Source organism: Moheibacter sp. (genome assembly GCF_049672845.1).
In the GTDB taxonomy this organism is placed as follows: Bacteria; Bacteroidota; Bacteroidia; order Flavobacteriales; family Weeksellaceae; genus Moheibacter.
In genome coordinates this window covers 404,166-419,098 of record NZ_JBATWT010000023.1, presented here as the reverse complement: position 1 = coordinate 419,098, position 14,933 = coordinate 404,166, and the positions used below count along the sequence as shown (strand labels likewise).

The 14,933-nt window shown below is 37.9% G+C and carries 18 protein-coding genes; 12 read left to right on the top strand and 6 right to left on the bottom strand.

The window, feature by feature from the left end:
* Positions 1–237 precede the first annotated feature (237 nt).
* Both WBF63_RS09590 and WBF63_RS09585 read right to left on the bottom strand, forming a co-directional pair.
* Positions 238–1,098: a lysylphosphatidylglycerol synthase transmembrane domain-containing protein gene (locus WBF63_RS09590; RefSeq protein WP_424369494.1), complete on the bottom strand. Its 861-nt coding sequence runs from the start codon at positions 1,096–1,098 to the stop codon at positions 238–240.
* Complete coding sequence (locus tag WBF63_RS09585) at positions 1,058–2,044, bottom strand: glycosyltransferase family 2 protein (protein ID WP_424369493.1); 987 nt, start codon at positions 2,042–2,044, stop codon at positions 1,058–1,060. Before WBF63_RS09585 ends, WBF63_RS09590 begins: the two co-directional genes overlap by 41 nt.
* A gap of 55 nt (positions 2,045–2,099) precedes the next feature.
* On the opposite strand from WBF63_RS09585, the gene WBF63_RS09580 reads away from it, so the two are divergent.
* The 5 genes from WBF63_RS09580 to WBF63_RS09560 all read left to right on the top strand — a co-directional run bounded on the left by WBF63_RS09580 (position 2,100) and on the right by WBF63_RS09560 (position 5,954).
* On the top strand, positions 2,100–3,686 hold the full coding sequence (locus WBF63_RS09580) for an ArnT family glycosyltransferase (protein ID WP_424369492.1): 1,587 nt from the start codon (positions 2,100–2,102) through the stop codon (positions 3,684–3,686).
* A gap of 40 nt (positions 3,687–3,726) precedes the next feature.
* Positions 3,727–3,975, top strand: coding sequence for a hypothetical protein (locus WBF63_RS09575; protein WP_424369491.1), 249 nt, complete (start codon positions 3,727–3,729; stop codon positions 3,973–3,975).
* Positions 3,976–4,071: 96 nt separating this feature from the next.
* Complete coding sequence (locus WBF63_RS09570) at positions 4,072–4,869, top strand: SDR family NAD(P)-dependent oxidoreductase (protein ID WP_424369490.1); 798 nt, start codon at positions 4,072–4,074, stop codon at positions 4,867–4,869.
* Positions 4,870–5,316: a GNAT family N-acetyltransferase gene (locus WBF63_RS09565; protein ID WP_424369489.1), complete on the top strand. Its 447-nt coding sequence runs from the start codon at positions 4,870–4,872 to the stop codon at positions 5,314–5,316.
* Positions 5,317–5,369: 53 nt separating this feature from the next.
* Complete coding sequence (locus WBF63_RS09560; RefSeq protein ID WP_424369488.1) at positions 5,370–5,954, top strand: inorganic diphosphatase; 585 nt, start codon at positions 5,370–5,372, stop codon at positions 5,952–5,954.
* Between the two features lie 3 nt (positions 5,955–5,957).
* Here the strand turns inward: WBF63_RS09560 and WBF63_RS09555 are convergent, their stop codons facing one another.
* Positions 5,958–6,341: a DUF423 domain-containing protein gene (locus tag WBF63_RS09555; RefSeq protein ID WP_424369487.1), complete on the bottom strand. Its 384-nt coding sequence runs from the start codon at positions 6,339–6,341 to the stop codon at positions 5,958–5,960.
* A 118-nt stretch (positions 6,342–6,459) separates the two neighbouring features.
* On the opposite strand from WBF63_RS09555, the gene WBF63_RS09550 reads away from it, so the two are divergent.
* From WBF63_RS09550 to WBF63_RS09540, 3 genes are read left to right on the top strand one after another with little or no spacing between them, the layout of a single operon-like run.
* Positions 6,460–6,702, top strand: a complete 243-nt coding sequence (locus WBF63_RS09550) for a FeoA family protein (protein ID WP_424369486.1) — start codon at positions 6,460–6,462, stop codon at positions 6,700–6,702.
* On the top strand, positions 6,699–8,783 hold the full coding sequence (gene feoB / locus WBF63_RS09545; protein WP_424369485.1) for a ferrous iron transport protein B: 2,085 nt from the start codon (positions 6,699–6,701) through the stop codon (positions 8,781–8,783). Before WBF63_RS09550 ends, feoB begins: the two co-directional genes overlap by 4 nt.
* Positions 8,784–8,797: 14 nt before the next feature.
* Positions 8,798–8,968, top strand: a complete 171-nt coding sequence (locus WBF63_RS09540) for a hypothetical protein (RefSeq protein ID WP_424369484.1) — start codon at positions 8,798–8,800, stop codon at positions 8,966–8,968.
* Positions 8,969–9,062: 94 nt separating this feature from the next.
* Here WBF63_RS09540 and WBF63_RS09535 read toward each other — a convergent pair whose 3' ends face one another.
* From WBF63_RS09535 to WBF63_RS09525, 3 genes are all read right to left on the bottom strand, one after another.
* The gene (locus WBF63_RS09535; protein WP_424369483.1) at positions 9,063–9,980 is read right to left on the bottom strand and encodes a hypothetical protein; all 918 of its coding nucleotides are present in this window, start codon (positions 9,978–9,980) and stop codon (positions 9,063–9,065) included.
* 71 nt (positions 9,981–10,051) lie between these two features.
* Positions 10,052–10,795: a deoxyribose-phosphate aldolase gene (gene deoC / locus WBF63_RS09530; RefSeq protein ID WP_424369482.1), complete on the bottom strand. Its 744-nt coding sequence runs from the start codon at positions 10,793–10,795 to the stop codon at positions 10,052–10,054.
* A gap of 25 nt (positions 10,796–10,820) precedes the next feature.
* Positions 10,821–11,780, bottom strand: a complete 960-nt coding sequence (locus WBF63_RS09525) for an endonuclease (RefSeq protein WP_424369481.1) — start codon at positions 11,778–11,780, stop codon at positions 10,821–10,823.
* A 96-nt stretch (positions 11,781–11,876) separates the two neighbouring features.
* On the opposite strand from WBF63_RS09525, the gene WBF63_RS09520 reads away from it, so the two are divergent.
* From WBF63_RS09520 to WBF63_RS09505, 4 genes are read left to right on the top strand one after another with little or no spacing between them, the layout of a single operon-like run.
* Positions 11,877–12,482, top strand: coding sequence for a trimeric intracellular cation channel family protein (locus WBF63_RS09520; protein ID WP_424369480.1), 606 nt, complete (start codon positions 11,877–11,879; stop codon positions 12,480–12,482).
* 2 nt (positions 12,483–12,484) lie between these two features.
* Positions 12,485–13,426 carry a formimidoylglutamase gene (gene hutG / locus WBF63_RS09515; protein WP_424369479.1) on the top strand — a complete coding sequence of 314 codons (942 nt, stop codon included), beginning with the start codon at positions 12,485–12,487 and terminating at the stop codon, positions 13,424–13,426.
* Entirely contained in the window at positions 13,423–13,965 is a 543-nt protein-coding gene (locus WBF63_RS09510; RefSeq protein WP_424369478.1) for a hypothetical protein, read from the top strand. The genes hutG and WBF63_RS09510 overlap by 4 nt, the downstream gene beginning before the upstream one ends.
* Positions 13,962–14,930, top strand: coding sequence for a type I phosphomannose isomerase catalytic subunit (locus WBF63_RS09505; RefSeq protein ID WP_424369477.1), 969 nt, complete (start codon positions 13,962–13,964; stop codon positions 14,928–14,930). Before WBF63_RS09510 ends, WBF63_RS09505 begins: the two co-directional genes overlap by 4 nt.
* Positions 14,931–14,933 lie beyond the last annotated feature (3 nt).

Sequence of the window (14,933 nt, the reverse complement as noted above, 5' to 3'; positions counted from 1 at the left end):
TGTGAGAAAGATTTCAAAATAATTCATAAAAAAAAGTTGCTCCGTATTTGGGAAGAAGCAACTTTCTAATAAAGGGTAGCAAAAAGCGAAAAACTAATCAAAACAATTATCCAATTTAAATGAAGGATTTCTTGATTTAATTAATAGATGAATAAAAATGAAAAGGTTGCGTGAGGAATGAAAAAAAATCAAAAAAAAAATAAAATCTCAAGTTTCCGTGATTCTTAATAGGCTGAATTATTTCTTCATTTTTATCGGTTTAAAAAGATAAATAATCCCCACAAACGAAACAATCGCCGTAATAATTGAGAAAGCCAATGCTACCGTTGCCGAAATATCCGGATCGAAATTAAACAAATGTGCCCCATAGAAAAACACGGCTTCTCTGATCCCTAATCCGGCAAAAGAAATTACAGAAAGAATACTTGATGTCAAAAACAACAATATGTAAATCAGATAATTATCATCAATTCCAAATGATTTTAGAATACAAAAAATACAGATTAATTGTGCAATTTGAATTAGGACAGAGTAAAAAAAACCAATGTAAACTCGCTTTTTATAGGTATGAAGGAAGCGGATAATTAATTTCAGAATAATAATTGTTGAAATAATTCCACAAAATGCAATTCCGAGGTTCCAGAAATAGGAATATTCGGTTTTGAGAAAAAGAATCAGCAGACCTAATACGAATCCGATTGCGACAATTCCCAGAAATCTTTCCACAAAAACTACTTGCCCTATTTTTTTAAGTGATTTTTTATGCGATTTGCTCAATGCAAAAGCTTTGTATGCATCTCCTCCAACGCCTCCCGGAAGGAAAAAATTATAAAACATACCCAATAAATACAATTTGGAATTGGCCTCAAAACTCAGCCGAACTCCTACTTTTCGCATGAAAATATTAAATCTAAAAATGGAAATTAACTGAGAAATAAGAAAAAAGATAACAGCTCCTGCAAAATAAATAGGATTGGCTGATTTCAGAATTAATCTGACGCCCGACCAGTCCAGTTTACTGAAAACCAAGGCTATCAATCCAAGACTTACAAGGATTTTAATTGTTGTAACGAACTGCTTTTTGAGTTTCGGTTTCACCGATAAAAATTTTTCTGATGTTGTACGGACGTTTTTGCTGAGATTCAAAATAAGTCCGCATCTGCAAATCTATGATAATTCCCGTGGTAAAAAACTGAACCCCCACAAACAACAGCATAATACCCAAAATCAACAAAGGCCGGTTTCCGATATCTTCTCCAAATCCTATTTTAACAATTATCAAATACAGTAAAATCAGTCCGCCAATGGTAAAGGAAAGTGCGCCTATATTTCCAAAAAGGTGAATCGGCCTCTGCAGATATTTTCGCTGGAAAAGCAACAAAATCAAATCGTTAACCACTTTGGTTGTTCTTCCCAAACCATATTTTGATTTCCCGAACTGTCGTTGATGGTGTTTGACATTTACTTCTGTAATTCTCGCACCATTCAAAAATGCCAACAACGTAATGTACCGATGCATTTCACCATATAAATTCAGGCTTTTTGCGGTTTCGCGGTTGAAGACTTTCAGCGCGCAGCCATGATCTTTGATGTCAAGTTTTGTGGTTTTTCTGATGATCCAATTGGCAATTTTGGAAGGAAAAGTTCGTACAAGATTATCTTGTCTTTTCTGCCGAATCCCAGTCACCACATCCCAATCTTCTGATTTAGCTTTATTGTACATCATCAAAACATCATCTGGATCATTTTGCAAATCACCATCCATTGTGATTATGTAATCACCTGAAGCATAGTCAATTCCCGCAGCCAACGCTAGGCTTTGGCCGTAATTTTTTTTCAGTTCGACCAAGGCGACCTTCGGATTATTAAGCTTTTTAATTTCCTGTCGTGTAAGATCAGTTGAACCATCATCCACCAAAATGATTTCAAAAAATTTTCCTGCCAAGGCATTTTCAATTCGGCTAACTAAAAGCCCTACATTTTCCTCTTCGTTGTAAACGGGAACAACTACTGATAACTTTTCAGAAACCGGATTTTGAATCATTTTTAATTCTTAATTTCGCCAGAAGCAAATACCAAAGCGAATATAAATAAAATCAATGAACCCGTATTCCCAAAACGAATATTTCTATTACGTCCTGATTTTAATTGCGGGTGGATTTTTATGCTTCGCCAATCTGGGAACTCATCCGATTTACATTTTGGACGAAGCCAAAAACGCCGAAGCAGCACGTGAAATGTTTGTTGCGAATAACTGGATCGTTCCGACTTTTAATGGAGAATTACGCACCGACAAACCACCGCTTCATTATTGGTTTATGATGATTGCTTACAAATTATTTGGCGTCAGCGCATTTGCCGCAAGGTTTTTCTCAGCATTTTTTGGCGTTCTTACCATCATTTCAACTTATCATTTCACCAAGAAATTCATCCATAAAAGAATTGCCGCGATTACAGTTTTCGTGCTTTGCGCAGCCATATTTTTTATGCAGGAATTTCACCTGGCCGTTCCCGATCCTTACCTGATTTTCTTTATCACATTTGCATTATTCATCTTTTACGATTTTTATAAAAACCAAAAGAAAAGTAGTTGGTTACTTTTTTATATTTCGCTGGGATTGGGCGTTCTGTCAAAAGGGCCGGTGGCAATTGCTTTACCGGGATTGATCGTTCTGATTTTCCTTTTGATGAAAAAAGATTTCAATTGGCAAACCATCAAAAAAATCAATCCTTTTTTAGGTGGAATTTTAACTTTGGCCATCTCAGTTCCTTGGTTTTATTTGGTTCATAAAACCACAAACGGTGCTTATACCGAAGGTTTTTTTCTTCAGCACAACATTCAAAGATTCAGCGGAGAAATGGAAGGCCACGGCGGATTGCCTTTCGTCACTTGGGCTTTCGTTTTATTGGGCTTATTGCCTTTTTCCTTTTTTATCATTCAGGGATTTATTCAGGGTTGGAAGCAGAGAAAAACCAATGATTTCATTTTATTTTCATTCATTGTCTCAACGGTTTTTGTGGGATTTTTCAGCATTTCGATGACCAAACTTCCCAATTATCCGATGCCCTCTTATGCTTTCATAGCTGTCTTGATTGCGGTTTATTTCGATGGAATTATCAGAAAATCAATTCCTTTGAAAGGTTTTAAAATCAGTCTTTGGGTTTTGCTAGTCATCACGATTTTGATGCCGATTGCGGGTTATATTGCATTGGCTTATGCCGAACCTCAACTTTACAGCACCAGATTTTCAAGCATTATGCTGGCGATTTTACCTTGCGGAACTTTTCTGGGACTTTTTTATTTATATCGTGGAAAACTCAAGGAAAGCATCATTGCAATTGGACTGAGTGCAATGTTGTTAACTTTGCAATTGTTCCAATTTGTGTATCCGGCGATTGTCTCACAAAGTCCGGTTACGCTTTCCAAAGGCATTATCAGTCAGGATTCTCCGACTATTTTATACAAAGGATACGATCCGGCTTTTTTGTTTAATTTCCAGCGGATTTTTCCTTTTGCAGACAATAAAGAGCAGGTTTTAAATTTTGTAAAAGAAAATCCCGATGCTACGATTATTACCAAAGAAAAGTTTTATGAGTCGGATTGGAATGAGTTTCAGTCTGAAGTTGTTTTAAAGCAAAAAGCTATTTTTGAAAATTATACAATTGTGATTTTTAAATTGAAATGAGCTTTATTTTCGTAATTTTGTTTGAATTAAATAATGGTTTATGGAAACAATTATTCATAAAGAAATAAAAGAAAAAATAAGTCAACTTCCTGATTTCCTGATGGAAGAACTTTCTGAATATATTGATTTTCTTCTTTACAAAAAAGATAAAGATTGGTACGACTCTTTGGACTCGAACCAGAAAAAATCCATTGAGCAAGGTATGCAAGACATTAAAGACGGAAAAACTTACACGCAGGATTTCGTTATGGAAGAAATGTCTCAATATATCAAGTCCAAAAAGAAATGAAAATTATTTGGTCTGCTACCGCAAAAAGAAACTTCGACTCTCAATCAATTTTTATAGTCACACTAACAGACAACCGATCTTCACATCCATTTTAAAATGAACAAAAAAGTAATCGTCATCACGGGTAGCTCTTCCGGAATCGGAGAAACGCTTGCCAATCATTTCGTCGATAAAGGACATACAGTTTACGGGCTTTCCCGTTCCAGAAAAGAAAAAGGCCGATTTCAACATATCGCCACCGATGTTACAAACAAGGAAAACGTTTTGCAATCGGTGCAACAAATCATCAACGAAGCCGGACGAATTGACGTGCTGATCAACAATGCCGGAGTGGGAATGCTCGGCGCTATTGAAGACGTGACCAAAGAAGATTTCGACAAATTGATCAACGTCAATATTTATGGTGTGATTTATATGATGCAGGCCGTTTTGCCACTTATGCGCGGACAAAAATCGGGGCATATTTTAAACGTTTCTTCCATAGCAAGTAACCACGGATTACCGTTCCGTGGCTATTATTCGGCTTCCAAAAGTGCCATTGACCGGATTACCGAGTCGGCTCGTTTGGAAAATCTGAATATGGGAATTGAAATTATAACCGTAAACTTTGGCGACATCAAAACACCGATTGCCGAAAGCCGGATCCAAAGCACGGTTTCGCCTTTTTACAAAAAAAGTTATGAAAAACTGGTGCAAATCATCGACGAAGAAGTAGATCACGGATTAACGCCTGAAAAATTAATCCCCATCATTGAAAGACTGATGAACAAGAAAAACCTGAAACCGCATTACAACATCGGGAAAGGAATTCAGAAATTTTCGGTAACCCTGAAAAGGGTCATCGGACAAAGAATGTTTGAACGAATGCTGGCAAGGTATTCTAAATTGGAGTAAATGAACCTCACTTGGCACTATAAAGAATTTGACGAGTTAAATCCACAGGAGCTTTATGCTATTTTCCACCTTCGGATGATGGTTTTTGTGGTGGAACAAAATTGCGTTTACAACGAAGTGGACGGAAAGGATGTGAAATGTTCGCATTTGTGGTGTGAAGCGGACGGGAAAATTCTCGCGTATTGCCGCATCGTTCCGCCGGGCGTTTCCTATGAAGAACCCTCTATCGGTCGCGTAGTCAGCCATCCCGAATTCCGACATTTAAAACTCGGACATAGCCTGATGAGACACGCCATTCAAATCATCGAAAACCATTTCAAAACCAATTCCATCAAAATCAGTGCGCAGTCGTATTTGAAAAATTTTTATGCTCAGTATGGATTTGTGCAGACTTCAGAAGAATATTTGGAAGACAATCTACCGCATATGGAAATGAGCCGAACTTAGAAATTCATCAGAAATAAAGATTTATGTAAATTTACAGAAGCAAAATCCTGCGTATGAAATTTATCTCCATTCTTTTTTTATTTATCATTCTGATTTCTTGCGAAAGTAAAAATGTGGAAACTTATCCCATGAAATCGGAAGACGGATTTTACCATGCGGTAATTGAAATTCCGGCCGGAACCAATACCAAATATGAATTTGATGCTGAAACAATTACTTACGAAATTGATCAGCGCAACGGTAAAGACCGCATCATTCAGTATCTGCCCTATTTTGGCAACTACGGATTTATTCCTTCTACACTCTCAGCAGAAACAAAAGGTGGCGACGGCGATCCTTTGGACATCATTGTTTTGAGCGAATCTGTTCCGCAGGGAACTATAATTCAGGTGATTATATTGGGAACAATCAAGTTAATGGACAACGGAGAATTGGATTATAAGATCATAGCCGTTCCGGCGGATGAACAGCTAAATGTTTTGAAAGTAAAAACGCTGAATGAGTTAAAATCAAAATACCCTAGCGTTATCCAAATCATGGAAATCTGGCTTACGAATTATGATTCAGACTCCCTTGAAATAGAAGGTTGGCTCAATGAAGTTGAGACTGAAAAATATATTTTGGAGAATTCGATTTGAAAATTAATTTCTTTTCAGGAAATAAAATAGCAAAAGAAACCAACCCACAATCATCAGCAATCCACCAATCGGCGTGATGGGACCTAACCATTTCAGGTTGATGCCCCAATGGTCGGCAAAGGATAAAAAGTAAATACTTACCGAAAAAATAAAAGTTCCCAGAATTATACTCCAGGCAGCTCCTTTCTCCAATCCCGACTGGAATTCGAGGAACAAACCGATTCCCACCAAAAGCAATGCGTGATACATCTGATACTTAACGCCGGTTTCAAAACTCATCAGTTTTTCTGCAGGCAGAATCTTCTTGAAAGCATGCGCGCCAAAAGCTCCTAAAATCACAGAAGTGGCGCCGTACAAAGTCCCGAAAATCAATACAAGTTGTTTCATCTTTTTAGTTTTATTCCGAAATATAATGCGGTTTCAGGAAATAATCCCTGACCATTATCACGCTTATTTAGATTTAATTTAATTAAATATATTTGCAAAATTACGATAAAGAAAACGGATGAAAAGCATACAAACGATTTTTGATTTGAAACCGGGCGATTCGGGAAGAATTTCCGGTTTTTCTTCGGAAGAAGTTCCTATGAAATTTTATGAGCTGGGATTGATTCCCGGTTCTTTTGTAACTTTAAAAAAACGCCTCCCTTTTGGCGGTCCCGTTTGTATTCAGCTTTTGGAATCTTCCAATATGATTGCGCTGCGCAATACAGAAGCACGTTCCATATTAATCGATAAATTCCTATGAATCCAAAGAAAATTGCCTTAATTGGGAATCCAAATGTGGGAAAATCCACTTTGTTTAATTTGCTGACAGGGCTCAGGCAGAAAATCGGGAATTATCCGGGAATGACTGTCGAGAAAAAATCAGGTTTTTTTTCCCATAACGAAATCAAATATGAAATAACCGACTTACCGGGCACGTATGGCATTTACGCCAATTCCCTAGACGAACAAGTGGTAACCGACATTCTCACCAATCCCAATCATCCTCAACATCCGTCTCTTGCCGTTGTAGTAGCCGAACCCGGAACTTTGAAAAGAGCCATTTTGCTGTTCCAACAAGTTCGGGATTTGGGAATTCCGGGCATTTTGGTGATAAATATGATGGATGAATCCGAGAAACTCGGTATTAAAATCAACATTAAAAAATTAGAAGAAAAACTTCAGACCCAAATTATTCAGACCGATGCGCGAAGCGGAAAAGGAATCAGGGAGTTGAAAGATGCGTTGGAATTTGTGATTTCTGACGAATTTAAATATTTTGAAACGCCACGCGAATTCGTTCAATCCTTGGAAAAAATCAAGGAGATTTCGGGTGTCCAAAACGATTACCAAAACTGGCAATACCTCAGCCAGAAAGGCCTAAAACACCTGAGCGAACAACAAAAATCTGAGATTGAAAAGTTAAAAACGGAACATAAAATCATTTCGAGAAGACTTCAGGTAAAAGAAATTCTCAGCCGATACGAAACCATCGATGAAATTCTCGATAAAACAGTGACACAAGCAAAACCTGAAAAGACTTCATTTACCGAAAAACTGGACAAAATTCTGATTCACCCGGTTTTGGGCTATCTGATTTTCTTTGCCCTTTTACTGTTGATTTTTCAAGCGATTTTTGCCTGGTCAGGTCCTTTTATGGATTATATTGAAGAAGGGTTTCTCTGGATTTCCAAAAAGGTGGGCACTTGGCTCCCTGACGGTCCTATCAACGGTTTGCTCACCGACGGAATCATCGCCGGAATCGGTGGAATCGTGATTTTTATACCGCAGATTCTGATTCTTTTTTTCTTCATTTCAATTATGGAAGAATCAGGCTATATGAGCCGTGTTGTGTATCTGATGGATCGGTGGCTGAAACCATTTGGTTTAAGCGGAAAAAGCGCTGTGCCTTTGATGTCCGGTGCCGCATGTGCCATTCCAGCGGTGATGTCGGCTAGAAATATTGAAAACGATAAAGAACGTCTGATTACCATTTTGGTAACGCCTTTTATGACTTGTTCTGCCCGCCTACCGATTTATGTGGTCATCATCGGGCTGATTATTCCCGAACAGAAATTTTTAGGATTCAATCTTCAGGGCATTGTACTTTTTGGAATGTACCTACTTGGAATTTTTGGTGCTTTGGGAAGTGCATGGGTTTTGAAAAAAATTATAAAATCCTCATTCAAAAGTTATTTGGTTCTGGAACTTCCGACTTATAAAATGCCGGTTTGGCGAAATGTACTGTTGACAGTATGGGAGAAATCATCGGGATTCCTGATTGGTGCAGGAAAAATCATTCTTGCCATGAGTGTCGTTCTTTGGGTTTTGGGAACTTTTGGGGTTGGAGAAAAATTCAATAATGCGGAAGAAATCGTAATGACAGAAAATCCCGGTCTGAGCGAAGATGAACTAAAAAACGAAATAACGGCTTATAAACTCGAATATTCTTTCCTAGGGTATATGGGACAAGCGATTGAACCCGTGATAAAGCCATTGGGTTATGACTGGAAAATGGGAATCGGGCTGATTTCATCTTTTGCGGCAAGAGAAGTTTTCGTAAGTACCATGGCCACGGTTTATTCACTGGGCGAAACCGACGACGAACTAACCATCAGAGAACGGATGGCAAAAGAGGTAAATCCCAATACAGGAGAGTCTTCCTATAATTTTGCTTCGGGAATTTCACTTTTGCTTTTCTATGCCTTTGCTATGCAATGTATGGCAACAATTGCGATTGTAAGAAAAGAAACCGATTCATGGAAATGGACGTTTATTCAAATGATTTTCATGACCGGCCTGGCGTATTTTGCGGCGCTGATTGCTTATCAGTTTTTGAAATAACTTAACTTTGCAGTATGTTCTGGACCATTATTCAATATTTATTTATCGCTATCGTATTTGTAGTTGCGATTGCCTACATCATAAAAATGACAAGGGATTCGTTGGGTTCCAAAAAATCCTGTGCCAAAGGTTGCGGATGTGACGAACCTTCGACCGCAGAAACTTCTCTGGAAAAGAAAAAATAATTTACACTTCAGAATTAATTCTAAATAATTTTACCCGATAAAAAAGGACGACCCCAAAGTCGTCCTTTCTATCTTAATTTATTTTCATTTAAACTTAAGGAATTACCACGGGAACATTTATTTGTCCCTGAGAAACTGTAATTTCTTCACCCGGAACACCATTTGTAAATTTGGTAATGGTGCCGCTGAAAGTTCCCAATACTCTCGCATTTTCTCCCGTCGTTACCGCTGTAATATTTAGTGTTACGGGGAGATATGTATCCGTAACAGCATTGTAGTTTGTGTAGACATCAGTAGGATTGTTTGAAGTTCCCAGATTTACTTGGAAAATCACATTGTTTTCTTCTGTATAACTACCAATTCCTATTCCGCCCGGAACAGTAATAGATAAAGTCTGAATCTGATCTATGTTTTCTCCCTGAATTACCGCTGCAGTCTGAATTCCCATTGCATTTGCACCATTACTGAAATCAAAAGCCGTATCGTTGAAATTTGCCTTTAGCAAGGCATCAGACTGAGGTGTCGGCTGAAACTGAATCTGCACAAATTTACCGTTGGTCAAAGTACGCGTTTCATCTGATACCGGGTTGTAAACTGTCCCGGAAAAAACACCGGTAACAAGTCCCTGAGCTGAATTAACGGAAGTAATGGTCACATTAAACGGCAATAATTGATTATTTGCATCAACATTGGTAAATACGCCTGAAGTTCCAAGATTGATTATAATTGTAGCTCCTTGTTCCTGAGTGAAAACACCGACCGACAATGCTTCCTGTATGGTAATTACACTAGATTGATTGGAAGCATTCTGACCTCTGACCTGACTGTTTTCAGCCGAAGAAGTGGCAGATGTTATATCACTGAAATCTGTAAAAACTCCGTTAAGTTCCATAGTATAAGTTCCTGCTTCAGTGGGTATGGAAAACTCATCGCCTGGAGTAATCAACTCGCTGTCTGAACAACTCCAGAAAAATCCCAGCAACAGAAACGAGAGCAAAAAATATTTATTCATTTTATAATTTTTGATAAAATTAGAGAAATAACTTCAATTAAAATCAACGCAAATTAGAAAAAAGTATTGTATCAATAACCGCCTTCTCCAATCTTTCCTGAAACAATTTGCTTGGCTGAGGAAGTTCCAATTCTTTTCACACCCAATTCAATCATTTTCTCGGCCTCTTCTTTTGTTCGAACTCCACCCGAAGCTTTCACCGATAAAGAACCTGCGTTTTTCACCATCAATCCAATGACATGCTCATTGGCACCATTGGGTTCGCCATTGGGCGTTTCAAAAAATCCGGTTGAAGATTTCACAAATACATTTTCAGAAGGATATTCCGACAATTTATTTTCAACTATCTCACGGATCAAACTTGTAAGCCCTATTATTTCCTCATCAGTCAAAGCTACAGTTTCAATAATCCATTTGACAATTTTTTCATTTTTCAGACAAATTCTAGAACAGGTTTCGATTTCTTCCGAAACTTTTTCAAGATTTCCAGTTTTATATGCCCGATAATCTACTACAAAATCAAGTTCATCAGCACCATCTGCAATTGCCTTCTGTGCTTCAAAAATTTTGGCGTTCAGCCCACCATTTCCTTCCGGGAAATCTATAACTGTTCCTAGTTTTACATCAGATTTCAATTCATTGATCAACATACGCAGCGAATGAAGATAATCAGGGCGAACCATAACCGCAAAGAAATCGTTCTCAATTGCTTCACGAGTCAATTTATGCACTTCTTCAAGTGTCTGTGAATCAGAAAGACCGCTTTGTTTGGATGTTTTTAAATAAGTTGAATCTAAATAATCTCCTAACTTCATTTTAAGTTAATTTTAGCCCCCAAAATTAATAATTTAAAATGGCATAAACGGGAAAATGATCACTATATCCGCCAAGGTATTTTGTGCCGGCATAAGTTCGGAATGGTGAACCTTTAAACCTCCTATTCCATTCTTGCACAGAATGGTCATTGTAAATATGCGCCGATTGAAAACGGAAATTACCTTCTTTTTCTCCCAAAAAAGATTTCGAAAATAATAACTGGTCAAACAAAATCCACCTTCCTTCGTGCTTCAGACTTCCCGTTTTATAAAGCATTCCCAGCATTGGATTAAACAATTCGTCATTATAAAACTCTTTGTCCAAAGTCGTTTTCAAAATTTCCTGAGCATCCACATCGTTCGGATTTCCGTTGAAATCACCCATTACCAAAATCTGAGCATCCGGATTGACCACCAGAATTTCATTTACTTTCATTCTGATTTCAGCCAGAAAATTATTTCTAAACTCTCGGTTTACATCAACATCTCTACGCGAAGGAAGATGAACCACAAAAACATGAAGCTGCTGATTCCCTGCCTGAAATTTTGTGTAAAGTATGTCCCTTGAAAAATCAGTTGCTAAAAAATCGGGCGGTTTGAGGTATGTAAGCCGAATGGGTTCTGATTTTATCTCTTGAATCAAATCTTTTCTGTACAAAAGTGCATTGTCAATTCCTCTTTCGTCCAGCGAATCAAAATGAATAAAATCATAATTGTATTCTGCCAGATGCTCCGAATTGATCAAATCTTTCAAAACCGTATCGTTTTCAATTTCAGCCAAACCGATGAACAATGGTGGCGCTCCGGTTTCCTTCATCCCGATTTCACTGATAACACTGCTGATTTTCCAAACTTTGTTCTCGTATCGTTTTTGCGTCCATTTCCGACTTCCCTCGGGCGTATATTCGTTTTCGTATTTTTCAGGATCATCAATCGTATCAAAAAAATTCTCGGTATTGTAAAAAGCTATCGCTGCAGAATTCATAATCAGATATAAAAAATTTAAAAATAGAAAAAACCTTTTAGAAAATCAGGTTTCGTTTTCTTTCTTTACTTTTACATTCGAATTTTACTGCTGATTATGGCCATTCAGTATATTTTTGAAATCCTTGGAACCGTGGTATTTGCAATATCGGGAGCTTTAGCGGCTGACCACAATTCGGGGAAAGATTGGTTTGGAGTAACTTTTGTTGGATTTATCACCGCGATCGGTGGCGGTAGTCTGCGCGATATGTTGTTGGGAAGCTATCCGCTCGTTTGGGTCAATGATGTAAATTTCATTTACGCCATCATCACCGGAATTCTGATTATGCGGTTTTCCTATAATTCACTCGACAAATACCGAAGAGAATTATCGCTTTTTGATACCATGGGAATTGCACTTTTCACGGTTCTTGGAACAGAAAAAACCATCGAACTCGGCTTTCATCCGGTAATTGCGGCCATCATGGGCATGTTTTCTGCCGTGATGGGCGGTGTGATTCGCGATACACTCACCAACGAAACACCGGTGATTTTCCGAAAAGAAATTTATGCTACGGCCTGTCTGGCAGGAGCGATTTTGTTTTTGATTTTGTATAGTTTTGATGTACATAGAACCCTCAATTTCATCATTTCGGGGGCATTGATTATCACCATCCGATTGTTGGCGGTTTACTACAAATGGAGCATTCCAAAATTTAAATAATTATGTTAAAGTTTCCCGATAAAAATATTTGGAGCGGAAGGCTGGACGACGAAGACGGCGAATTGGGGCTTCGATGGCACCAAGTAGTTAAAACAGGTATATTTTCTGAACTAAGTGCAAATTCTGACGAAAAAATCGCATTGCTTGGATTTTGTTCTGACGAAGGAGTCCGAAGAAACAAAGGAAGAATCGGTGCCAAAGAGGCTCCCGATCAAATCCGAAAAGCATTGGCCAATCTTCCCTTTGACAAAGAAAAACAAAAAAAAATATTTGATTTTGGAGACATTTTATTGGAAAACGATGATTTGGAAGCCGCACGAAAACTTCAAATAGAATGCGTTTCCGACCTTTTAAAACACCATTATTTACCCATTGTTTTGGGTGGTGGACATGAAACGGCACTGGGGAATTATTTAGGTCTGACGCAAAAATTTGAAAAAATCGGAATTATCAATATCGATGCGCATTTTGATTTGCGAATTCCGGTGGAAAATAGCACATCAGGAACGCCCTTTTTTGAAATGGCGCATTTTTCTGCCGAAATCGGACGTGAATTTCATTATTTCACCATCGGAATTCAGGAAAATGGAAATACCCAAGCCTTGTTCAAAAGGGCAAATGAATTAAACACAGAAATCATTCGCGCCGATGAAGTTCATATCGACCTAAATCATGTTTTACGTCGCATAGAAGATTTCGCAAAAGAATTTGATGCCATTTACTTAAGTCTCGATCTGGATGTACTTGACGGAGCATTTGCACCAGGCGTGAGCGCTCCTTCGGTCAATGGATTGACTCCTTTTCAGGTAAAATCCATCATTCAAAAAGTCGTTCAAACTAAAAAACTTAAATTATTTGATGTTGTTGAACTCAATCCTAACTTTGATCAGGACAATAGAACCGCTAAATTAGCCGCTTATTTTATTCAGGAAATAAATTTATGATTAACCGAAAAATATTCTTCGCATTTACTTTCGTATTCAGCTGTTTTCAGACTTTTAGCCAAGAAAAGTTTGAGATAAATTCCACGCTTTGGGAATTTGAACTGCCCGAAAATTTCGTTCGGAATGACGTAGTCGAAAGTTCTGAATTTGAAGGAGATTCGGCATTTTTTTTGGAAGTCTCCAAACCAAATTCGCCTGAAATGAATATCATGAGTGTCACGACTTATTCCAATTTCAATCTCAAATCCATGACGGCAGGCGTTTATGCAAATTCTTTGTTGAATTCCATGAAAAACAACTTCCGAAATGAAAATCTGGAAGCCGATGTCTACCTTGACAAAATAGAAATTGATGGAGTTTCATTTTTTGTGATTCATTCCGATGTATTAGATCCCCACAATGAAGAGCGCTTTATGGCGAGTGTTTACATTGCTGAAATTGATGACAGAGAATTCAATCTTATGATCTTGTACGACAACGACGAAGACGGATTTGCACTGGAAAATGCCTTGTTGAACTCTAAATTTATCCAGCCATGAATTTATACCCATTAAAATTCAGACCCATTGCACACTACCGAATTTGGGGTGGAAACAAACTCAATCAGGCTGTTTCGGCGGAACTTCAAATGGATAATTTAGGCGAAATATGGAGCATTTCGGGGGTTGCGGAAAACATAAGCATCGTTGAAAACGGTGTATTGACCGGAAAAAATTTGCAGGAACTCATCGAAATTTATCAAGAAAAATTAGTTGGAAAGAAAGTTTGGAAAAAATTCGGAAATGAATTTCCATTGCTGATAAAATTCATCGATGCTGCCCAACCGCTTTCGGTTCAAGTTCATCCCAATGATGAACAAGCCAAGAAATTGCATAATTCCTTTGGAAAATCGGAAATGTGGTACATCATGGAGGCCGAAAAAGATTCAGAATTAATAATCGGATTTAAAGAAGGAATTGGAAAATCGGATTACGAAAAGCATTTGAAAACTGAAACTTTGGAAGAAATATTGGGCAAAATTCCAGTTGAGAAAGGCGATGCGGTTTATATTCCGGCAGGAAGAGTTCATGCCATCGGAGCGGGAATTGTATTGGCAGAAATCCAGCAGACTTCAGATGTTACCTATCGGATTTATGATTACAATCGAATTGATAAAGACGGTAAAAAGCGCGAACTCCATACTAATTTAGCACTGAATGCTATTGATTTTAATCCGATTGAAGAAATCAAAACAAAATACGATTCAACTGATAACCAATTGAATGCATTAATCAAATCGCCTTATTTCACAACGGAAATTTTTACCGGAAACCAAGAAGTTTCCATCACAGAAAATGACGAAATGCGGATTTATATTTGTACCGAAGGAAGTTGTAAATTTCAAACCCAAAACGGCGGAACCCAATTGGAAAAACACCAGACTTTGTTGATGCCGGCAGAAATTGATTCCTACAAAATCATTCCGGAAACGAATTCCACATTGATAGAAGTGAAGTCACCTTAAAAT